This is a genomic window from Streptomyces sp. NPDC001381, from assembly GCF_042895685.1.
Classification (GTDB): domain Bacteria; phylum Actinomycetota; class Actinomycetes; order Streptomycetales; family Streptomycetaceae; genus Streptomyces.
In genome coordinates this window covers 1,454,971-1,474,114 of the sequence record NZ_JBIAWO010000001.1, presented here as the reverse complement: position 1 = coordinate 1,474,114, position 19,144 = coordinate 1,454,971, and the positions used below count along the sequence as shown (strand labels likewise).

Sequence of the window (19,144 nt, the reverse complement as noted above, 5' to 3'; positions counted from 1 at the left end):
CAGTTCCTGTGTTCGCACCGCTACTTTGGGCTATGCCTTCGTGACGTCCTCCCGCTCCTCCTCCGCCTCCCGGCCAGGCGTCTTCAGGTCGAAGCGCGTGATCGCGAAACGGAAGACGACGTAGTAGACCGCCGCGAAGCACAGACCGATCGGGACGATCGCCCACGGCTTCGTTGCCAGGTTCCAGTTGATGACGTAGTCGATCAGCCCGGCGGAGAAACTGAAGCCGTCGTGCACCCCCAGCCCCCACGTCACCGCCATCGACACACCCGTCAGCAGGGCGTGCACCACGTACAGGAGCGGCGCCACGAACAGGAACGAGTACTCGATCGGCTCCGTGATCCCCGTGACGAACGACGTCAGCGCGACCGACAGCATCAGCCCGCCGACCTCCTTGCGGCGGCTCGGCCGCGCGCAGTGCGTGATCGCCAGCGCGGCCGCCGGGAGCGCGAACATCATGATCGGGAAGAAGCCCGAGGTGAACTGGCCCGCGTCCGGATCGCCCGCCAGGAACATGTTGATGTCGCCGTGCACCACCGTCCCGTCCGGCTTGGTGTAACTGCCGAACTGGAACCAGATGGGCACGTTCAGGAACTGGTGCAGACCGATCACCAGCAACGCCCGGTTCGCCACCCCGAAGATGCCCGCACCCCACGCGTCCAGCCCGTCCAGCCAGTCGCTGAAGCTCTCCAGCCCGTCACCGATCGGCGGCCACACCCACAGACACAGCGCGGCGAACGCGATCGCCACGAACGCCATGATGATCGGCACCAGCCGCCGCCCGTTGAAGAAGCCCAGCCAGTCCACCAGCTTCGTCCGGTGGTACCGCTGCCAGAAGAACGCCGACAGTAGCCCCATCACGATCCCGCCGAACACCCCCGGGTTCTGGTAGGTGAACGCCACCACCGTCTGGTCCACCGTCGCCTGACAGCCGACGTTCGGGATCGCCGCCGACCCCGAGGGGCAGTCCTCCGGGAACTGGCGCAGCACGTTGTAGTAGACGAGGAACCCCGCCACCGCCGCCAGCGCCGTCGACCCGTCCGCCTTCTTCGCCATCCCGATGGCCACGCCCACGCAGAACAGCAGCGGCAGCCCCAGCTCGCCGTTGAGCAGCGCCCCGCCCGCGCCCGCCATCACCTTCGAGACGTCGTCCCACCCCAGCCCCTCGTCCCCGAACACATCAGGCTGCCCCAGCCGGTTGAGGATGCCCGCCGCCGGCAGCACCGCGATCGGCAGCTGCAGGCTGCGCCCCATCTTCTGCAGCCCCTGGAACGCGCGCTGCCGCCGTGCCCGGGCGGGACTCGCCTCACTGCCGGAGCTCATGGGTTGGCGACCGCCTGTCCTGTGGTGTAGACCAGTTACCGACGATTGGGTTGCTGTGACGTCATCTTTCGGTACGCACGACACAATCGCTCGCGAAGTTGGGCCAACAGTGCGTGAGGAGACCGACATGGCCAGCAAGGCAGAGAAGATCGTCGCCGGACTCGGCGGCATCGACAACATCGAGGAGATCGAGGGCTGCATCACCCGCCTGCGCACCGAGGTCTCCGACCCCTCGCTGGTCGACGAAGCCGCCCTCAAGGCCGCCGGTGCCCACGGCGTCGTCAAGATGGGCACCGCCATCCAGGTCGTCATCGGCACCGACGCCGACCCCATCGCCGCGGAGATCGAAGACATGATGTGAGCCTCCGGCCCACCGCACAGGGGCTCCTTCCCACCGGGGGAGGAGCCCCTGCCTCCGGTACGGCTAGGCTCGGCGCCATGTCACGCATCGACGGCCGCACCCCCGACCAGCTCCGCCCCGTCACCATCGAACGCGGCTGGAGCAAGCACGCAGAAGGCTCCGTCCTCGTCTCCTTCGGCGACACCAGGGTCCTCTGCACCGCCTCCGTCACCGAAGGCGTCCCGCGCTGGCGCAAGGGCAGCGGCGAGGGCTGGGTCACCGCCGAGTACTCCATGCTCCCCCGCGCCACCAACACCCGCGGCGACCGCGAGTCCGTCCGCGGCAAGATCGGCGGCCGCACCCACGAGATCTCCCGCCTCATCGGCCGCTCCCTGCGCGCGGTCATCGACTACAAGGCGCTCGGCGAGAACACCGTCGTCCTCGACTGCGACGTCCTCCAGGCCGACGGCGGCACCCGCACCGCCGCCATCACCGGCGCCTACGTCGCCCTCGCCGACGCCGTCACCTGGGCCCAGGGCAAGAAGCTGATCAAGGCCGGCCGCCAGCCGCTCACCGGCACCGTCTCGGCCGTGTCCGTCGGCATCGTCGGCGGCGTCCCCCTCCTGGACCTCTGCTACGAGGAGGACGTCCGGGCGGACACCGACATGAACGTCGTCTGCACCGGCGACGGCCGCTTCGTCGAGGTCCAGGGCACCGCCGAAGCCGAGCCCTTCGCCCGCGAGGAACTCAACTCCCTGCTCGACCTGGCCGTTTCCGGATGCACGGAGCTGGCGGCACGGCAGCGCGCGGCACTTGATACCGTCCTCGGAAAGTAAAGGGCGTGCCAAGCGGGGTGCTGACCGGACGCAACCCGGCAGCGCCCCCCGGCGTCTTCGCCAGTACCACCAACGGGGAGGAACACAGCAATGGCCATGTCCGCGAGCCGCCGACACCGGGGCCGAGGCCGCCGTACCGCCATCGCCGCGGGCGCCGCGGCCGTCGCGCTCACCCTGGGCTTCACCGTCACCGGCTGCGACGCCGTCAACAAGGCCCTGGACTGCGTGCAGACCGCCGACGCCATCGCCGACAGCGTCACCGACCTCCAGCAGGCCGTGGAGAGCGCCGCGAACGACCCGACCCAGCTGGAGGAGTCCCTCACCTCCATCGAGAACAACCTCGACAAGATCGGCGACAAGACCGACAACGCCGACGTCAACAAGGCCGTCGACGACCTGAGCACGGCGGTCGCCAACGTCCGTACGGCCGTGGACAAGGGCGACACCACGCCCGACCTCAGCCCCGTCACCGACGCGGCGGGAGAACTGACCAAGGTCTGCACACCGTGACGGACGGGCGAGGCGAGTCGGGATACTGGGGGGCATGACCCGCCTGATCCTCGCCACCCGCAACGCCGGAAAGATCACCGAACTCCGGGCGATCCTCGCCGATGCAGGCCTCACCCACGACCTCGTCGGCGCGGACGCGTACCCCGAAGTCCCCGACACCAGGGAAACCGGCGTGACGTTCGCCGAGAACGCGCTCCTCAAGGCCCACGCCCTCGCCCGGGCCACCGGCCTGCCGGCCGTGGCCGACGACTCCGGCCTCTGCGTGGACGTCCTCAACGGCGCCCCCGGCATCTTCTCCGCCCGCTGGTCCGGCAAGCACGGCGACGACAGGGCCAACCTGGACCTGCTGCTGGCCCAGCTCTCCGACATCGCCGACGAGCACCGGGGCGCACACTTCGCCTGCGCGGCGGCCCTGGCCCTCCCCGACGGCACGGAACGCGTGGTCGAGGGCCGGCTGCCGGGCGTCCTGCGCCACTCCCCGACCGGCACGAACGGCTTCGGCTACGACCCGATCCTCCAGCCCGACGGCGAGACCCGCACCTGCGCCGAACTGACCGCGCAGGAGAAGAACGCGATCAGCCATCGGGGGAAGGCGTTCCGGCAACTCGTCCCTGTCGTAAGGGAATTGCTCGGCTGAGTGGGCAGAAGAAACCCCGCACCTGAACCAAGGCGCGGGGTCTGCCTTTCCGGTGGGCCCGGTGGGACTCGAACCCACGACACACCGGACCTAAACCGGCGCCCTCTTGCCAGCTGGGGTACGGGCCCGCAGCGCTGCCTACTCTACTGGGCGCCGAGGGCCGTTCACGCGAAGGCTCCTACACGCTCGGGCTGGGAGGAGGTCCTGGTGGCCCCGGAGGGGGGGTGAACAGGTTGAGGACGCTTCCCAGGATGTCGGGTGCGAAGACGTACGTGTTGCCGCAGGCGCCCATGACCGCCTCCTGGGCCAGGGCACACACGACTTGGGGCGAGCCGGACTGTTCGCCCGAGTCGGCCACAGCCCAGCCGGCGTCGGCGAGGACGAGACCACCGGCAGCTGCCGCGATGACGGCCGCTTTCCTGATCACTGTGCATCCTTTCCATGTCGGTGTTTTCCGACCACGGTTCCAGGACCGCGCACGACGCACCGGCAGCAGGGACCGGCCGGCGCCGGATCCGGCCCCTATTTCACCCATGCTGCTCAACGGCGCCGCCGGGGCGTCGGCACAGCCAGCCGTTCACGGCGAAGCGGCTGTCCTCCGGCCGTCCGCTCGGGCAGCTGACCTCGCGGACCTCGTGCCATGCGGTGGGCCGGAAGAACACGATGCTGTCGTGCTCGGGCTCCCAGTCCCGCCAGGTGCGGTCCTCCCACCTCCCCACCCTGTCCTCGCCCAGCGGGAGCGCCACGTCGAACACCCGCAACGCGCCGCCCTGGAAGGGCCGGGGTGTGCCGTGCAGGTAGTAGACGAAGGTCAGCAGACGGTCGGAGGCGTAGCCGACCCCGTCGGTGTCCTGATGAGCCTGGTAGAAGTCGCCGTCGTTGTGCACGTTGAGGCCGTAGCTGGGCACGGCGTCGCGGCAGGAGACGCCCAGCGTGTGCTCCACGGCCTCCAGCACCTCGTCGACGGCTTCCAGCAGCTCCGGCGCGGCGAAGCCGCCCGAGCGGGAACGGCGCACGGTCGGCATCAGCCTGCTGCCCTCGACGGTGGACGGCGCCAGAGCACCACCGGCCGCGGCGACGGCCCGCTCCAGCAGGGTGGCCGACGTCCGCTCGCCCAGGAAGCCGGTGATGCGGCACACCGTCACCGGAAGCCGCCAGACCGCGTCCATGGACACGGGCGACAGCCGCTGCTCCGCCTCGGAGGGCGCCATGGTGGTGTCCTGCACTGTCATCGTGTCCCGCCTTCGTGATCGCATGGGCGAGCCGCCCGGAGGCCGGCTCACCCAAGGGGTGCCGGATGGTGCTCTGTCGAAGCCCCCCTCACGGCAACGAGCGCTCCGGCCGGCCGGTCACCGCGCCGCACACGGTTGGCGGACGGACCGGTGGTGCCCGCAACGTGAAGCGGCCCGCGCCGGGTCACCGGCACGGGCCGCTCAGCGGCAGCGGGGCGGACTCTCAGATGCCCAGGTCCTTGATGATCTTGGCGACGTGGCCGGTCGCCCGGACGTTGTAGAGGGCGTGTTCGACCTTGCCCTCCTCGTCGACCACGATCGTGGAGCGGATGACGCCCATGTACGTCTTGCCGTAGTTCTTCTTCTCGCCGAAGGCGCCGTACGCGTCGAGGACGGTCTTGTCGGGGTCGGCCAGGAGGGTGACCCTCAGGGACTCCTTCTCGCGGAACTTGCCGAGCTTCTCGGGGGTGTCCGGGGAGATGCCGACGACGTCGTAGCCGGCGCCGGCCAGGAGGTCGAGGTTGTCGGTGAAGTCGCAGGCCTGCTTGGTGCAGCCTGGGGTGAGGGCCGCCGGGTAGAAGTACACGATGACCTTGCGGCCCTTGTGGTCCGACAGGGACACCTCGTTGCCGTCGGCGTCGGGGAGGGTGAAGGCGGGGGCCACGTCGCCGGGCTGGAGTCGCTCGCTCATCGGTCCAGCGTAACCGGGGGTCCTGGCAGTGCGGGGACGACAGGAACTGACAGACTGTGCAGAACAAGCATCAGCAGCAGGTATCACCATCAGGTATCAGCAACAGGCATCGGTGATTTCGGAGGCCTTACCGTGGCGGACACGTCGGACACCAGAACCCCGGCGCAGATCGAGGCGGACATCAGGGCCCGCCGCGCAGTGCTGGCCGAGACGCTGGACGAGATCGGGGTGCGGGTGCACCCCAAGACGATCGTCGGAGACGCCAAGGCCAAGGTCGTCGCCAACGTCGATCACACCCTCGGGAAGGCCTACGTGCAGGTCAACCGGGTCGTGACGGACGTCAGGGCGCAGTTCGTGGACGAGGACGGGGCGCCCCGGCTGGAGCGGGTCGTGCCGGTCGCGCTGGTCGTGGTCGGTGTGGTCGGGCTGCTCGCCCTGAGCACCCGGCGCCGGAAGCCGTGAGGGCCCACCCGGCGGCGAAACCGTACGGCGAAGGCAGGTAGGTTCGAGGCGTGAGCGGTAACAGAAGCGACCACAGCGGTCCCCAGCACGACAAGCTTCCCATCCGGATGCTCCACGACCGTGTCCTCGTGCGGCAGGACACGAGCGAGGGCGAGCGGCGTTCCGGCGGCGGGATCCTGATTCCCGCGACGGCGGCCGTGGGCCGTCGGCTGGCGTGGGCGGAGGTCGTCGCGGTGGGGCAGAACGTACGGACCGTGGAGCCGGGTGACCGGGTCCTGTACGACCCGGAGGACCGGGCCGAGGTGGAGGTGCGGGGCGTGGCCTATGTGCTGATGCGTGAGCGCGACCTGCACGCGGTGGCCGCGGACCGGTTCGAGGGCTCGGAGGACACGACGGGTCTGTACCTGTAATCGAAGGCGGGAGGGGCCGGTGACCATGGTCACCGGCCCCTCCCGCCGTTCTAGTCGATCTCTCTGCGGGTGGTGAGCTGGGTGCCCGTGCCCGTCGTCGTGCCCGCCGAGCCGCCCGGGGTGCCGCCGTCGGTGGTGCCGGCCGTGGTGCCTCCGTCGGAGGTGCCGGTGGAGGTGCCGCCGTCGGTGGTGCCGGTGGAGGTGCCGCCGTCGGTGGTGCCGCCGTCGGTGGTGCCGGTGGAGGTGCCGCCGTCGGTCGTGCCGCCGGAGGTGTCCGTGCCGGAGGTCGTCGAGCCGCCGTCCGTCGAGCCTCCGGTGGTCTGTCCCTGGGTCTGGCCCTGCGTCTGCCCGTCGTCCTGCCCGCCGGTGGTGGCGTCCTGGCCGCCGGTCGTGGCGTCCGGGGAGGAGGGGGCGGAGGGGAGGGCGGTCTCCGCGGAGCCGGCCTGGACGTCGAGGTCGAAGTCGTGGGCCGGGGTGTTCTTCAGGGCCTCCTTGGTGAACTGGGCCCAGATCTGGGTGGGCGCGCCGCCGCCGTTGATGCGGGCCAGGCCCAGGGCGCCCTTGAGGGACTTGTGGGCGGCGGTCTCGGGGTCCTGGCCCATGACGGCGACGACGGTGGCGAGGTCGGGCGTGTAGCCGGCGAACCAGGCGGCCTGGTCCTCCTCCGCGGTGCCGGTCTTGCCGGCGGCGGGGCGGCCGGCGGCGAGGGCGGCGGTGGCGGTGCCGTTCTGGACGACGCTGCGCAGGACGGAGGTGGTGGTGTCGGCGGCCTCGCGGCTGACGGCCTGGCTGGTCTTCCGCTTGGGCAGGGCGACGGCCCGGCCGTCCTTGGTGACCTTGTCGATGATCGTGTACGTGCCGTGCTTGCCGTGGTTGGCGAGCGTGGCGTAGGCCTCGGCCATGTCGAGGACGCTGGCGGTGGCGGTGCCCAGGGCGATGGACGGGTAGGGCTGCAGGTCGGGGGTGTCGGTGGGCAGGCCCAGGTCGATCGCGGTCTGCTTGACCTTGGCGGGGCCGACGTCGACGGCCATCTGCGCGTACACGGAGTTCACGGACTTGTCGGTGGCCTGGCGCACGGTGATGTTGCCGTAGTTGACGTAGTCCTCGTTCTCGGGGGCGTAGGTGCCGCCGCTCCAGCCCTGGACGGGGCGCCTGTTGGTGCCGTCGTACACGGTGTTCGGGGTGATCGTGCGGCCGTCCTGGGTGGTGGAGTCGTTCTCGACGGCCGAGGTGAGGACGAAGGGCTTGAAGGTGGAGCCGACCTGGAAGTCCTGGCGCGTGGCGTTGTTGGTGTACTGCTTGATGTAGTCGATGCCGCCGTACAGGGCGAGGACCTTGCCGGTCTTGGGGTCGACGGCGGCGCCGCCCGCGCGGACGTAGGTGTCGACCTTGCGGTTCTTCTTGTCGAGCTTGTCCATCAGCTGGTCGTCGACGGCGTCGACGAAGGCGTTCTGCTTCTTCTTCTGCAGGGTGGTGGTGATGCGGTAGCCGCCGGCCTCCAGGTCCTCGGAGGTGACGATCTTGTTGTCCTTCAGGTAGTCCTTTATCGCGGTGACGAGGTAGCCGCGCTGTCCGGACATGCCCGTGTCGGCGCCGGAGGTCTCCTTCGGGGTGGGGAACTTCATGCCCTGGCGCCTGGACTCGGTGAGCCAGCCCTTGGTGACCATGCCGTCCAGGACGTAGTTCCAGCGGGCCTCGGCGGCCTTCCGGTTCTCGGGGTGCGCGATCACGTCGTACTCGCTGGGCGCGTTGACCAGCGCGGCGAGGTAGGCGCCCTGGGCGGGGGTGAGTTCGGCGGCGTCGATGTCGTAGTAGGCCTTGGCGGCGGCCTGGATGCCGTAGGCGTTGCGGCCGAAGTAGCTGGTGTTGAGGTAGCCCTCGAGGATGTCGTCCTTGGACTTCTCGCGGTCCAGCTTGATCGCGATGAAGAACTCCTTCACCTTGCGGGTGACGGTCTGTTCCTGCGCGAGGTAGTAGTTCTTGACGTACTGCTGGGTGATCGTGGAGCCGGACTGCTTGCCCTTGCCGGTGGCGGTGTTCCAGCCGGCCCGGAGCATGGCCTTGGGGTCGATGGCGGACTCGGTGTAGAAGTCGCGGTCCTCGGCGGCGAGTATGGCGTGCTGGGCGTCCTTGGAGATCTGCGAGAGGTCGACGTTCTCCCGGTTGACGGTGCCGTCCCGGGCGATCTCGGTGCCGTCCGCGTACAGGTAGACGTTGGACTGCTTGGTGGCGAGGGCGTTGGCCGGCGGGATCTTGACCGTGGAGTAGCCGAGGTAGAACAGGCCGGCGAGGAGGAGCACACCGAGGACGAAGGTGCCGAGCACCATGCGCCAGGTCGGGATCAGGCGCCGCCAGCCGGTGCGCTTGGGGCGCTTGGGCTTCTCGGCGTCCCCCGGAGGTTCGCTCGGTGCCCAGCCCTCGGTCGGCTGCTGCGGCTGCGGCTCGTCACTCATGTGCTGCTCGGACTCCTGTTTCGCGTCGTACGTGTCGTACGCCTCGTTACGCCTTCTGCGCCCCCTCTTGAAGACTCTCGCACCAAGCGTTCCGTTCCCGGCAATCGGCACGCGTTGTGCCGGAAAACGCGTAGCACGTCACTGTGCCTGCGGACTAGGCTCCTGCGCTTCGGTGTCGTAGAGGTGGACGAGCGGGCGAGGAGGAAGGTTGCCGTGGGTTCGGCGCGGTTGTACGCGGCCGTCGCAGCGGGGGGTTTCAGAAGGTACGCGACCTATCGGGCGGCGACTGCCGCGGGGGTGTTCACCAACACCGTTTTCGGCCTGATCCTCGTCTACACATACCTGGCGTTGTGGGACGAGCGGCCGCACCTCGGAGGCTATGACCAGGCACAGGCGGTCACCTTCGTGTGGCTGGGGCAGGCCCTGTACGCGACGCTGGCCATCCAGGGCGGCGGCTTCGAGATCGATCTCATGGAACGCGTCCGTACGGGTGAGATCGCGATCGACCTGTACCGGCCGGCCGACCTGCAGGCGTGGTGGCTGGCGAACGACCTGGGGCGGGCGCTGTTCCAGCTCCTGGGGCGCGGGGTGATCCCCTTCGTGTTCGGGGCGTTGTTCTTCCCGTCGGCGCTTCCGCGCGATCCGGTGACGTGGCTGGCGTTCGCGGTGGCGCTGCTGCTCGCGATGCTCGTCAGTTTCGGGATCCGCTTCCTGGTGGCGCTGAGCGGGTTCTGGCTGATGGACAGCCAGGGAGCGTTGCAGGTGCTGATGGTCACCGGCATCTTCTGCTCGGGGATGACGCTGCCGCTGAACGCCTTCCCGGGCGGGCTCGGCGAGGTCGTACGGGCGCTGCCGTGGGCGGCGCAGCTGCAGATGCCCGCGGATCTGCTGATGGGGGAGGCGGACGCGCTGCCCGTCTTCGCCTTCCAGGCGGTGTGGGCGGTGGCGCTGCTGGCGGCCGGGCGGCTGGTGCAGTCGGCGGCGACTCGGCGGGTGGTGGTGCAGGGTGGGTGACGGCATCCGGCCGGCGGAGGAGGTCCGGCCCACCGGGTACCGCCGGGTCACGGAGGGGCTGCGGGCCTACCGGCTGATCGCCGGGATGTGGATCCGTTCCACGCTGGCCTACCGGGTGTCGTTCGTGATGACGGCGTTCGGCGGGGCGCTGGTGACCGGGCTGGACTTTGTCGCGATCTTGCTGATGTTCTCCCGGGTGGACACGCTCGGCGGCTACACGCTGCCCGAGATCGCCCTCCTGTACGGGCTGTCGGCGACGTCGTTCGGGCTCGCGGACCTGGTGATCGGTTCGGCGGGCCGGCTGGGCACGCGGGTGCGCGACGGCACGCTCGACACGCTGCTGGTGCGGCCGGCACCGGTGCTGGCGCAGGTCGCCGCGGACCGGTTCGCGCTGCGCCGACTGGGCCGCATCACCCAGGGGCTCCTGGTGCTGGGCTACGCGCTGGCCGCGCTGGACGTCGGCTGGACGCCGCTGAAGGTGCTGCTGGTACCGGTGATGGTGGTCTGCGGCGGGGTGATCTTCTCCGCGGTGTTCGTGGCGGGCGCGGCCTTCCAGTTCGTGGCGCAGGACGCCTCCGAGGTGCAGAGCGCGTTCACGTACGGCGGTCAGACGCTGCTGCAGTACCCGCCGACGGTGTTCGGCAAGGAGCTGGTGCGCGGGGTGACGTTCATGTTCCCGCTGGCCTTCGTCAACTGGGTGCCCGCCGCCCACGTGCTGGGCCGGCCGTATCCCGTGGGGCTGCCCGAGTGGGCGGCGTTCGCCCCGCCGCTGGTGGCGGTGGTGTGCTGCGTCCTGGCCGGGCTGGCGTGGCGGGCGGGGCTCAGGTCGTATCGGAGTACGGGGAGTTAGCCGTGGCAGAGAGTGCGTTCATCGAGGTGGACCGCGTCGAGAAGGTCTTCGACGTGCGCAGGAAGACCGGCTTCCTGAAGCGGGAGGTGCGGCAGGTGCGGGCGGTGGACTCGATCTCCTTCACCGTGTCGCGCGGCGAGATGGTCGGCTACATCGGGCCGAACGGCGCCGGGAAGTCGACGACGATCAAGATGCTGACCGGCATCCTGGTGCCGAGCGGCGGCCGGCTGCGGGTCGCGGGGATCGACCCGTCGCGGGAGCGGACCTGTCTGGCGCACCGCATCGGGGTGGTGTTCGGGCAGCGTACGACCCTGTGGTGGGACCTTCCGCTGATCGACTCCTACCGGCTGATGCACCGCATGTACCGCATCCCGGACGGCCGTTACCGCGAGAACCTCGACCGTCTGGTCGAACTCCTCGAACTCTCGGCCCTGCTGGACGTCCCCGTGCGGCAGCTCTCGCTGGGCCAGCGGATGCGCGGCGACATCGCGGCGGCCCTGCTGCACGATCCCGAGGTGCTCTACCTCGACGAGCCGACGATCGGCCTGGACGTCGTCTCCAAGGCGCGGGTGCGGGAGTTCCTGCGCGAGCTGAACGCCGAGCGCGGCACGACGGTCCTGCTCACCACCCATGACCTCCAGGACATCGAGCAGCTCTGCTCCCGGGTGATGGTCATCGACCACGGGCGCCTGGTCTACGACGGCGCGCTCGCCGGGCTGCACGAGGCGGGCGAGAGCGAGCGGACCCTGGTGGTGGACCTGGAGCGCGAGCTGCCGCCGATCGAGGTGGTCGGCGCGCAGGTGGTGAAGGTGGAGGGGCCGCGGCAGTGGCTGGCGTTCCCGGCGTCGGAATCGGCGGCTCCGCTGGTCGCCCGGATCGCGGCGGAGTATCCCCTGCTGGACCTGTCGGTCCGCGAGCCCGACATCGAGGCCGTGATCGCCCGGATGCTGTACCCGACGGGGGACGCCGCCGCCGGGCCTCCGCCGCCCCGGCAGACCGTAGTGCCCGGCGCGCAGAGCTCGTAGGCTGCTGACATGACCGACGACGCAGTCCCGGACCTCCGTGCCTCCGACGCCGATCGGGAGCGGGTCGCCGAGGTCCTGCGGGACGCCCTGGCCGAGGGCCGTCTCGACCTCGAGGAGTTCGAGGAGCGGCTGGAGCAGACGTACAGGGCGCGGACGTACGGGGAGCTGGCGCCGGTCACCCGGGACCTGCCGGCCGCCGGGGTCACGCCCCCGCCGCCCGTGGTGTCGCTGCGCAAGGAGCCCGCCGCGGACGGGAGTTGGGCCGGGCGGATCGTGGGCGACGAGGACTCCTCGGCCTGGGCCGTGGCCGTGATGTCCGGCTTCCAGCGCAAGGGCCGCTGGACGGTGCCCCGGCGGTTCCACTGCGTGGCCTTCTGGGGTGGCGGGGAGATCGATCTGCGCGAGGCGGACTTCGCCGCCGGGGAGGTCGAGATCAACTGCGTGGCGATCATGGGCGGGGTGCAGATCGTGGTGCCGCCGGGGGTGGAGGTCGTCGTCCGGGGGATCGGGATCATGGGGGGTTTCGACCAGCGGGAGACGGGGGTGCCGGCGGGCCCGGGGGCGCCTCGGGTGGTGGTGACCGGGTTCGCCCTCTGGGGCGGGGTCGGTGTGGAGCGCAAGGAGACGCGGGCGGCCCGGCGGCAGGCGAAGCTGGAGCGGAGGGCCGCACGGGCGGAGCTGCGCGAGGGGCGTCGGGACAGGGGCCGTCACCTGGGGCACTGAGCCCGTACCGGGCCGGCCGGGGGCGGGTGCGGGGGAGCGACCCCCGCCGCCCCCGGCGCCCCGCCGCCCCGCCGCCCCGGCGGCCCGCGGCCACGGCGCTATGCCGACGCGACCGTGCCCTTGAGTTCCTCCAGGTCCAGTGTCTCCGCCATCTCCCGGTAGCCCCGGTCGCTCGGGTGGAGGTGATCGCCGGAGTCGTGGTCGGGACGCAGGCTGCGCGGGTCGTACGGGTCCCTCAGCGCCTTGTCGAAGTCGACCACCGCGTCGAACACCCCGCCCCCGCGGATCGCCTCGTTGATCCGCTGCCGTACGCCCTCGCGGGCGTCGGTGTAGCCGCGGTGGCCGTGGAACGGCGTCAGGGTGCTGCCGACGACCTTGACGCCGTGCGCGTGGGCCTGCTCCACGAGGGTGCGCAGCCCGGCCACGACCGCCTGCGGGTCGGCCAGCCGGGGGTTGCGCAGGATGTCGTTGACGCCCAGGTCGATGACGACGACCTTGACGTTGGTGCGGCCGAGGACGTCCCGTTCGAAGCGGTGGAGGCCGCTGGCGCCGCGGCGGGGGTCGTCGGCGAGGACCTGGTTGCCGCTGATGCCCTCGTTGACCACGCCGTAGCGGGGCGCGTCGGCGCCGGACCGTACGGCGGTGCGCAGGCGGTCGGCGAGGACGTCCGGCCAGCGCCGGTCGGCGCCCAGCGTCGAGGTGATGCCGTCGGTGATGGAGTCGCCGAACGCGACGACGGTCCCGTCGGCCTCGTCGCTGAGCACGTCGAGCGCCGTCAGGTAGCGCCAGTACTCGGTGGTGCCGGTGTACGCCGTGCCCGTCTCGTCCTCCGTGTGCTCGCCGTCGGCGACGTAGCTGGTCTGCCGCCCGTGCGGGTGGTAGGTGACCGGGCCGGAGGAGGTGGGGGAGTAGGTGCTGACGAGGATGTCGGCGTCGTGCGGGACGGCGACCTGGACCGCGTCGCTGACGGTCTGGCCGCCGGGCGGGACGGTGACCGTGGTGGCACCGCCGAAGGTGAGCCGGCGCAGGGTCCCGCCGGCCGCCGCCGGGCCGTCGTCCTCGGCGGCGACGGCGAGGGTGGCGTGGGTGACGGTCAGCGGGCGGGTGCCGTAGAGATTGGACAGCGTGACGCGGGCACTCGTACCTCCGACGCTGGTGTGCACGACGTTGCGGACCGTGCGGCCCGCCATGCCGGTGGTCCCGGTGCCCGGCTCGCCGCCGACCGGGGCGGCGGCCCAGGTGCCGGCCCAGACGCCGGCCGAGACGGGGGCGGCGGAATGGCCGGGTGCGGCGGGTGCGGCCAGCGCGCTGTTCGTGCGGTGGCCGGATCCGTGGTCGGCGGCGACGCCGACGTACAGCGCGCCGGACAGGGCCACGACAAGCGCGACGAGCGCGCACAGCAGGGCATAACCGTATTGCTTGGTCATGCGGGTCTGGTTCTCCTCGGTGAGGGAGCCGGGTGAGGCTCCGGAAGTCATGCGCAGGAGTTCTCACCGTTGAGCTCCCCCACCCGTCAGACGCCGGGAACTCTTGTTCCGTTCCAGGAGTCGGTCGAGCAGGGACAATGTGTGCGTGCGGGACGCAGGGGATCGGGAACGGGTGGAGTTGATGGATCGTACGGAAGCGGGACCGATCATGACCGACCCGGCACGCGCGTCGTATCGCGCGATGACCGTGTTCAGCGCCGCCGACGAGGAGAAGCAGCGCGGGGTGCGGCGGATGAAGCTGACCGCGGCCGGGCTGCTGCTGTTCGTCGCCGTGGTGTACGTGCTGGCCGAGCTGGCGTCCCACCACGGCGCCGGTCCCTGGGCGGGGTACGTGGCGGCGGCCGCGGAGGCGGGCATGGTGGGCGCGCTAGCCGACTGGTTCGCGGTCACGGCCCTGTTCCGGCATCCGCTGGGCCTGCCCATCCCGCACACGGCGATCATCCCGAACAAGAAGGACCAGCTCGGCGTCTCCCTCGGCGAGTTCGTCGGCGAGAACTTCCTCTCCGAGGACGTCGTACGGCAGCGGCTGCGCACCGTCGGCATCGGCACCCGACTGGGTGCATGGCTGGCCGAACCGGATCACGCCGACCGGGTGACGGCGGAGCTGGCGACGGCGCTCAGGGGCGCCCTGACGGTGCTGCGCGACTCGGACGTGCAGGCGGTGGTCGGGGAGGCGATCACCCGGCGGGCCGACGCCCAGGAGGTCGCGCCCGGCATCGGCAAGATGCTGGAGAAGGTCGTCGCGGACGGCGGGCACCGCCGGGCCGTGGACCTGGTGGTGTCCCGGGCGCACGACTGGCTGGTGCTGCACGCGGACTCCGTGATGGACGCGGTGCAGGGCGGCGCGCCCGGCTGGACGCCCCGTTTCGTCGACAGGAAGGTCGGCGAGCGGGTCTACAAGGAACTGCTGCGCTTCTGCGCGGAGATGCGGGACATGCCGTCCCACCCGGCCCGGGCCGCCCTGGACCGCTTCCTCACCGACTTCGCCTCCGACCTCCAGTCCGACACGGACACCCGGGCGCGGGTGGAGCGGCTCAAGGGCGAGGTGCTGGGCCGGGGCGAGGTGCAGGACCTGATCGCCTCCGCCTGGACCGCCGTACGCTCCATGATCGTGGCGGCGGCGGAGGACGAGCGCAGCGAGCTGCGGCTGCGGGTGCGCGCCTCGCTGCTCTCGCTGGGCCGGCGGATGGCGACCGAGCCCAAGGTGCAGGAGAAGGTCGACCGCTGGGTCGAGGGCGCGGCGGTGCACGTCGTGACGACGTACCGGAAGGAGATCACCTCCCTGATCACCGACACCGTGGCGAGCTGGGACGCGGAGCACACGACCCGCAAGATCGAGGCCAACATCGGCCGTGACCTGCAGTTCATCCGGATCAACGGCACGGTGGTGGGCTCGCTGGCGGGCCTGCTGATCTACACCGTGGCGCGGGCCCTGGGGGCGTAAGGCGGTCCGGCCCGGGCACCCGATCGAGGTCCGCTCGATGAGGTCGCCTCGATGGGGAGGGAGCCCATGACCACCGCGCAGGCCGAGACCGGTCGCACGATCACCACCGACATTCCCGCACGCCTCGACCGGTTGCCCTGGTCGCGCTGGCACTGGACGATCGTCATCGGTCTGGGCACCGTGTGGATCCTCGACGGCCTGGAGGTCACGGTCGTCGGGAACATCGCCGGACGGCTGTCCGAGCCCGGCAGCGGCCTGCCGATCACCTCCGGCCAGGTCACCGGCATCGCGGCAGCCCTGTATGTCGCGGGCGCCTGCCTCGGAGCCCTGTTCTGGGGCCGTCTGACCGACCGCTGGGGGCGTAAAAAACTCTTCATGATCACCCTCGCGGTGTATCTGGGGGCCACCGCCCTGACCGCGGTCTCCTTCGACACCTGGTGGTTCCTGCTCTTCCGCTTCCTCACCGGCTTCGGCATCGGCGGCGAGTACGCGGCGATCAACTCCGCGATCGACGAGCTGATCCCGGCGCAGTACCGGGGGCGGGTCGACCTGCTCATCAACGGCAGCTTCTGGCTGGGCGCGGTCGCCGGCTCGCTGCTGTCGATCGTCGCGCTGAACACGGCGATCTTCGCGGCGGACGTGGGCTGGCGGCTGACCTTCGCGCTCGGCGCCGTCCTCGCCCTGGTGATCCTCCTCGTACGGCGGCACGTCCCGGAGAGCCCGCGCTGGCTGCTGATCCACGGCCGGGACCGGGAGGCGGAGGAGATCGTGACGTCCATCGAGCGGCAGGTGCGGGCCGAGCGGGACGTCCCGCTCGCCCGCCCCGAGGGTGAGCTCACGATCCACCAGCGCCGCAGCGTGTCCTTCCTGGAGATCGGCCGCACGGTGTTCTCCGACTACCGCCGGCGCGCGATCCTCGGCTTCTCCCTCTTCATCGGCCAGGCGTTCCTCTACAACGCGATCACCTTCGGCTTCGGCGCCATCCTGACCAAGTTCTTCGACGTCCCGAGCGGCAGCACCGGCTACTACTTCGCCGTCATCGCGATCGGCAACTTCTGCGGCCCGCTGCTGCTGGGCAAGCTGTTCGACACGGTCGGCCGCAGGGTGATGATCTCCTCGACGTACCTGCTCTCGGGTCTGCTGCTCTTCGGCACGGCCTGGCTGTTCGACCGGGGCTCGCTCACCGCGACCACGATGACGGCCTGCTGGTGCGCGGTCCTGTTCTTCGCCTCGGCCGGCGCCTCCAGCGCGTACCTCACGGTCTCCGAGGTCTTCCCGATGGAGACCCGCGCCATGTCCATCGCCTTCTTCTACGCCCTCGGCACCGCCGCCGGCGGCATCAGCGGCCCCCTGCTGTTCGCCGACCTCACCGAGACCGGCAAGGTCGCCGACACGGTCCTCGCCTTCTGCATCGGCGCGGCCCTGATGTGCGCGGCGGGGCTGGTCGCCGTCTTCCTCGCGGTCAAGGCCGAACGCCGCTCCCTGGAGGACATCGCCCGCCCCCTGACAGCGGCGGCGACGAAGGCGAAGGCCGCGACGAAGAGCAGGGCGAAGCCGGCCCCGACGACCGGCCCGACCTCCCCGGCGAAGCCGGCCTAACCGCTCGGCGGCTACGCGGGAGCTGTGCTCTGCCGGGGCTGTGCTCTGCCGGAGCTGCGGGCGGTCGTGCCGCTGGGGCGGCACGGGTGGGCGATGGGGGTCCCCCCGCTCGAGCGAAGCCGAGAGTGGGGGAGGCACCTTTCAGCGGGCAGCGGCTCACCCACCCCCCGGCCCGCACCGGCGGGCGGTGCCTACTCGGCCGTCCCCCCGGCCCGGCCCCGGCGGCGCAGCAACAGCAGACCGCCCGCGAGAGCGGTGATACCGGTGGCCGCGGTCCACGCGACGGCATCGCCGGACCCGGTGGCCGCAAGATCACCGCTCTCGCCCGAGGCCGCCGCGGCCGCCGAAGCCGACGGAGCCGCGGAAGGAGCGGCGGAACCCCCGGAGAGAGCGGCGGAACCCCCGGAGGGAGACGCCGTCGCCCTGTCCCGCGTGAACGCCAGCGTCCCGAACCCGAGCTGGTCGTACCCCCCGCTGTTGGGCCCGTAGTCCCCGCCCCCGCCCTCGGGCGCCGCCTTCGCGGCGATCCGCGTGAGGTAGGGCGCGGAGAGCCCCCGCCGCCTGGTGTAGTGGTTGGCGATCATCGCCCAGATGGGCCGGGTCATCGTCGGGTCGACACCGGCCGCGCCGGACGCGGTCTCCGTCCCCGACCACCCGCCGATCGCACCCTTCGCGCGGGTGTTGGCGGTGTACCCGACCTCGCCGCCCATGCTCCACTTGGCCACGTACTGGGCGCCCTTGAGGAAGCGGCTGTCGTCGTAGCCGTACAGGTCGATGCCCTGGTTCCAGGCCATCTCGCAGACCGTGCCCATCAGCCCGACCCCGAGCAGCGCGTGCCCCTGGTCGCGGCCGGCCTCCAGCCACTCGGCGAGGCCGTCCTCCCGTACGACGGGGATGGCGTTCCTGACCGAGCCGAGTCCGGCGCCCTTCTTGAAGTACTCCACGGCCCGCTCCACGCGTGCGCTGTCGTCGCAGAAGATGCCGGTGGCGAGGACGCAGGCCAGGGCGGCGAGGTCCCAGTTGGGCCAGTAGTTGGTGACGACGGCGTTGTTGTGGTCGGTGAGGAAGCTCTCGCTGAGCGGGGCGAAGACCGCCGTCAGCATCTTCCGGAAGCGTTCCAGCTCGAAGTCCGGACGGTCGCGGACGAGTTCGGCGGCGTTGGCGGCCTGGTAGCCGTACAGTCCGGCGGCCAGGAAGCGGTCGGCGCTGCCCGCGAGCGAGGTGAGCTTCGCCGACCAGGCGTTGAGGATCGCGACGGCGGTGTCGGCGTGCGCGCTGTCGCCGCCGACGTGGTACCGCAGGCCGTTCTGGTAGGCGGCGTGGATGTCGTTGTAGAGGATCGCGTAGTTCTGGCCGGTCCCTCCTCTGACCACCGTCGTCTGCGGGTTCGGCGTCCAGCCGCTCTGCGCGTGCCGGTTGGCGGTCAGCCTGGCGTATCCGGCGGTGTGGGGCGCGGCCCCCGCCTTCACCTTCGCGGCCATGCGGTCCAGGTCGGCGCGGGTGTGCATTAGACCGGGGTGCGCGTAGCCGGCGGCGGACGCCGACGGGGCGGCGGTCACACCGACGGCGGTGGCTCCGGCCGCCACACCCGCGGCCTTCAGCATGCTGCGGCGGCTGATCTGTCGAGGTCGAGTCAGGTGCATGCCCAGGGAGACGGGCGGCGTCCGCGCGGATAACGAAAACCGGCGTGCACCCCGCCCGTGCCGGGGAGCGTCACGCGCCCGTGGTGGACCCCGGCCGCACGATCATCAGCACCGTCACCGTCGCCCACAACAGGTTGAAGATCCCGGTGAACATGGCGAGCCGGACGGTGGTCTCCCGGGTCCCCCGCCCCTCGGCCAGGACTTCCTGCCGGGGCAGGACCAGGACCAGCAGAACGCCCGCGGCCAGCACGGTCAGCACGGTCGACGCGATCAGCCAGGCGTCGCCCGTCACGCCCATCGCGCCCGCCGTGGCGAACCCGAAGACGGGGACGGCGACGCCGACGGCCGCGTACACCTGGCAGATGCGGTGCAGCAGTCGTACGGTCGCGCCCGCCCGTTCGTCCTCGGGCGCGGCGAGGAACCGGCGGGCGGCGGGCGCAGCACCTGCTGGAGACGACGGCGCAC

Annotated in this window: 19 protein-coding genes, 1 tRNA gene and 1 pseudogene; 12 read left to right on the top strand and 9 right to left on the bottom strand. The window is 71.1% G+C overall.

Going from position 1 to position 19,144, the window contains the following annotated elements; all coding sequences use genetic code 11:
- Positions 1-30 precede the first annotated feature (30 nt).
- Positions 31-1,323 carry a PTS transporter subunit EIIC gene (locus tag ACFY2L_RS06575; RefSeq protein ID WP_390821641.1) on the bottom strand — a complete coding sequence of 431 codons (1,293 nt, stop codon included), beginning with the start codon at positions 1,321-1,323 and terminating at the stop codon, positions 31-33.
- Between the two features lie 127 nt (positions 1,324-1,450).
- On the opposite strand from ACFY2L_RS06575, the gene ACFY2L_RS06570 reads away from it, so the two are divergent.
- The 4 genes from ACFY2L_RS06570 to rdgB all read left to right on the top strand — a co-directional run bounded on the left by ACFY2L_RS06570 (position 1,451) and on the right by rdgB (position 3,646).
- A complete protein-coding gene (locus ACFY2L_RS06570; protein WP_030782705.1) occupies positions 1,451-1,684 on the top strand; it encodes a glucose PTS transporter subunit EIIB in 234 nt (77 codons plus the stop codon).
- Between the two features lie 77 nt (positions 1,685-1,761).
- Entirely contained in the window at positions 1,762-2,499 is a 738-nt protein-coding gene (gene rph, locus ACFY2L_RS06565; protein WP_390821640.1) for a ribonuclease PH, read from the top strand.
- A gap of 96 nt (positions 2,500-2,595) precedes the next feature.
- A complete protein-coding gene (locus tag ACFY2L_RS06560) occupies positions 2,596-3,009 on the top strand; it encodes a hypothetical protein (RefSeq protein ID WP_390660284.1) in 414 nt (137 codons plus the stop codon).
- 34 nt (positions 3,010-3,043) lie between these two features.
- A complete protein-coding gene (gene rdgB, locus ACFY2L_RS06555) occupies positions 3,044-3,646 on the top strand; it encodes an RdgB/HAM1 family non-canonical purine NTP pyrophosphatase (RefSeq protein ID WP_390660181.1) in 603 nt (200 codons plus the stop codon).
- 53 nt (positions 3,647-3,699) lie between these two features.
- On the opposite strand, the gene ACFY2L_RS06550 is transcribed toward rdgB, so the two are convergent.
- From ACFY2L_RS06550 to bcp, 4 genes are all read right to left on the bottom strand, one after another.
- Positions 3,700-3,774: transfer RNA gene (locus ACFY2L_RS06550), tRNA-Leu, on the bottom strand.
- A 50-nt stretch (positions 3,775-3,824) separates the two neighbouring features.
- A complete protein-coding gene (locus ACFY2L_RS06545) occupies positions 3,825-4,073 on the bottom strand; it encodes a chaplin (protein WP_390660180.1) in 249 nt (82 codons plus the stop codon).
- A gap of 100 nt (positions 4,074-4,173) precedes the next feature.
- Complete coding sequence (locus tag ACFY2L_RS06540; RefSeq protein WP_390660179.1) at positions 4,174-4,878, bottom strand: 2OG-Fe(II) oxygenase; 705 nt, start codon at positions 4,876-4,878, stop codon at positions 4,174-4,176.
- Between the two features lie 223 nt (positions 4,879-5,101).
- Positions 5,102-5,569, bottom strand: coding sequence for a thioredoxin-dependent thiol peroxidase (gene bcp / locus ACFY2L_RS06535; RefSeq protein ID WP_390660178.1), 468 nt, complete (start codon positions 5,567-5,569; stop codon positions 5,102-5,104).
- 132 nt (positions 5,570-5,701) lie between these two features.
- Here bcp and ACFY2L_RS06530 point away from each other — a divergent pair, with 132 nt between their 5' ends.
- Both ACFY2L_RS06530 and ACFY2L_RS06525 read left to right on the top strand, forming a co-directional pair.
- Positions 5,702-6,031, top strand: coding sequence for a DUF3618 domain-containing protein (locus tag ACFY2L_RS06530; protein ID WP_390660177.1), 330 nt, complete (start codon positions 5,702-5,704; stop codon positions 6,029-6,031).
- Between the two features lie 107 nt (positions 6,032-6,138).
- Positions 6,139-6,441 (top strand): co-chaperone GroES, encoded by a 303-nt coding sequence (locus ACFY2L_RS06525; RefSeq protein WP_162252535.1) that lies wholly within the window; start codon positions 6,139-6,141, stop codon positions 6,439-6,441.
- A gap of 50 nt (positions 6,442-6,491) precedes the next feature.
- On the opposite strand, the gene ACFY2L_RS06520 is transcribed toward ACFY2L_RS06525, so the two are convergent.
- Positions 6,492-8,894, bottom strand: coding sequence for a transglycosylase domain-containing protein (locus tag ACFY2L_RS06520; RefSeq protein ID WP_390821639.1), 2,403 nt, complete (start codon positions 8,892-8,894; stop codon positions 6,492-6,494).
- 213 nt (positions 8,895-9,107) lie between these two features.
- On the opposite strand from ACFY2L_RS06520, the gene ACFY2L_RS06515 reads away from it, so the two are divergent.
- From ACFY2L_RS06515 to ACFY2L_RS06500, 4 genes are all read left to right on the top strand, one after another.
- The gene (locus ACFY2L_RS06515) at positions 9,108-9,908 is read left to right on the top strand and encodes an ABC transporter permease (RefSeq protein ID WP_390821638.1); all 801 of its coding nucleotides are present in this window, start codon (positions 9,108-9,110) and stop codon (positions 9,906-9,908) included.
- A gap of 85 nt (positions 9,909-9,993) precedes the next feature.
- Positions 9,994-10,758, top strand: coding sequence for an ABC transporter permease (locus tag ACFY2L_RS06510; RefSeq protein WP_390660283.1), 765 nt, complete (start codon positions 9,994-9,996; stop codon positions 10,756-10,758).
- Between the two features lie 2 nt (positions 10,759-10,760).
- Complete coding sequence (locus ACFY2L_RS06505; protein WP_390821637.1) at positions 10,761-11,783, top strand: ATP-binding cassette domain-containing protein; 1,023 nt, start codon at positions 10,761-10,763, stop codon at positions 11,781-11,783.
- Positions 11,784-11,792: 9 nt separating this feature from the next.
- Positions 11,793-12,506 (top strand): DUF1707 domain-containing protein, encoded by a 714-nt coding sequence (locus ACFY2L_RS06500; protein ID WP_390660173.1) that lies wholly within the window; start codon positions 11,793-11,795, stop codon positions 12,504-12,506.
- Between the two features lie 98 nt (positions 12,507-12,604).
- On the opposite strand, the gene ACFY2L_RS06495 is transcribed toward ACFY2L_RS06500, so the two are convergent.
- Positions 12,605-13,933 (bottom strand): SGNH/GDSL hydrolase family protein, encoded by a 1,329-nt coding sequence (locus ACFY2L_RS06495; RefSeq protein WP_390660282.1) that lies wholly within the window; start codon positions 13,931-13,933, stop codon positions 12,605-12,607.
- Between the two features lie 208 nt (positions 13,934-14,141).
- Between ACFY2L_RS06495 and ACFY2L_RS06490 the strand changes: the two genes are divergently transcribed.
- Together ACFY2L_RS06490 and ACFY2L_RS06485 are read left to right on the top strand one after the other, a co-directional pair.
- The gene (locus ACFY2L_RS06490; RefSeq protein WP_390660172.1) at positions 14,142-15,437 is read left to right on the top strand and encodes a DUF445 domain-containing protein; all 1,296 of its coding nucleotides are present in this window, start codon (positions 14,142-14,144) and stop codon (positions 15,435-15,437) included.
- A 66-nt stretch (positions 15,438-15,503) separates the two neighbouring features.
- Positions 15,504-17,036 carry an MFS transporter gene (locus ACFY2L_RS06485; RefSeq protein WP_390821636.1) on the top strand — a complete coding sequence of 511 codons (1,533 nt, stop codon included), beginning with the start codon at positions 15,504-15,506 and terminating at the stop codon, positions 17,034-17,036.
- Between the two features lie 191 nt (positions 17,037-17,227).
- Here ACFY2L_RS06485 and ACFY2L_RS06480 read toward each other — a convergent pair whose 3' ends face one another.
- A complete protein-coding gene (locus tag ACFY2L_RS06480; protein WP_390821635.1) occupies positions 17,228-18,640 on the bottom strand; it encodes an alginate lyase family protein in 1,413 nt (470 codons plus the stop codon).
- Positions 18,641-18,749: 109 nt separating this feature from the next.
- A pseudogene (locus tag ACFY2L_RS06475) lies at positions 18,750-19,115 on the bottom strand (hypothetical protein); the annotation flags it as partial.
- Between the last annotated feature and the right edge of the window lie 29 nt (positions 19,116-19,144).

Bases quoted from the DNA above. Each gene is read 5' to 3' on its own strand.
- ACFY2L_RS06575 (WP_390821641.1), bottom strand. From the start codon at position 1,323: ATGAGCTCCGGCAGTGAGGCGAGTCCCGCCCGGGCACGGCGGCAGCGC.
- ACFY2L_RS06570 (WP_030782705.1), top strand. From the start codon at position 1,451: ATGGCCAGCAAGGCAGAGAAGATCGTCGCCGGACTCGGCGGCATCGAC.
- rph (WP_390821640.1), top strand. From the start codon at position 1,762: ATGTCACGCATCGACGGCCGCACCCCCGACCAGCTCCGCCCCGTCACC.
- ACFY2L_RS06560 (WP_390660284.1), top strand. From the start codon at position 2,596: ATGTCCGCGAGCCGCCGACACCGGGGCCGAGGCCGCCGTACCGCCATC.
- rdgB (WP_390660181.1), top strand. From the start codon at position 3,044: ATGACCCGCCTGATCCTCGCCACCCGCAACGCCGGAAAGATCACCGAA.
- ACFY2L_RS06540 (WP_390660179.1), bottom strand. From the start codon at position 4,878: ATGACAGTGCAGGACACCACCATGGCGCCCTCCGAGGCGGAGCAGCGG.
- bcp (WP_390660178.1), bottom strand. From the start codon at position 5,569: ATGAGCGAGCGACTCCAGCCCGGCGACGTGGCCCCCGCCTTCACCCTC.
- ACFY2L_RS06525 (WP_162252535.1), top strand. From the start codon at position 6,139: ATGCTCCACGACCGTGTCCTCGTGCGGCAGGACACGAGCGAGGGCGAG.
- ACFY2L_RS06520 (WP_390821639.1), bottom strand. From the start codon at position 8,894: ATGAGTGACGAGCCGCAGCCGCAGCAGCCGACCGAGGGCTGGGCACCG.
- ACFY2L_RS06510 (WP_390660283.1), top strand. From the start codon at position 9,994: ATGTGGATCCGTTCCACGCTGGCCTACCGGGTGTCGTTCGTGATGACG.
- ACFY2L_RS06500 (WP_390660173.1), top strand. From the start codon at position 11,793: ATGACCGACGACGCAGTCCCGGACCTCCGTGCCTCCGACGCCGATCGG.
- ACFY2L_RS06495 (WP_390660282.1), bottom strand. From the start codon at position 13,933: ATGACCAAGCAATACGGTTATGCCCTGCTGTGCGCGCTCGTCGCGCTT.
- ACFY2L_RS06490 (WP_390660172.1), top strand. From the start codon at position 14,142: ATGACCGACCCGGCACGCGCGTCGTATCGCGCGATGACCGTGTTCAGC.
- ACFY2L_RS06485 (WP_390821636.1), top strand. From the start codon at position 15,504: ATGACCACCGCGCAGGCCGAGACCGGTCGCACGATCACCACCGACATT.
- ACFY2L_RS06480 (WP_390821635.1), bottom strand. From the start codon at position 18,640: ATGCTGAAGGCCGCGGGTGTGGCGGCCGGAGCCACCGCCGTCGGTGTG.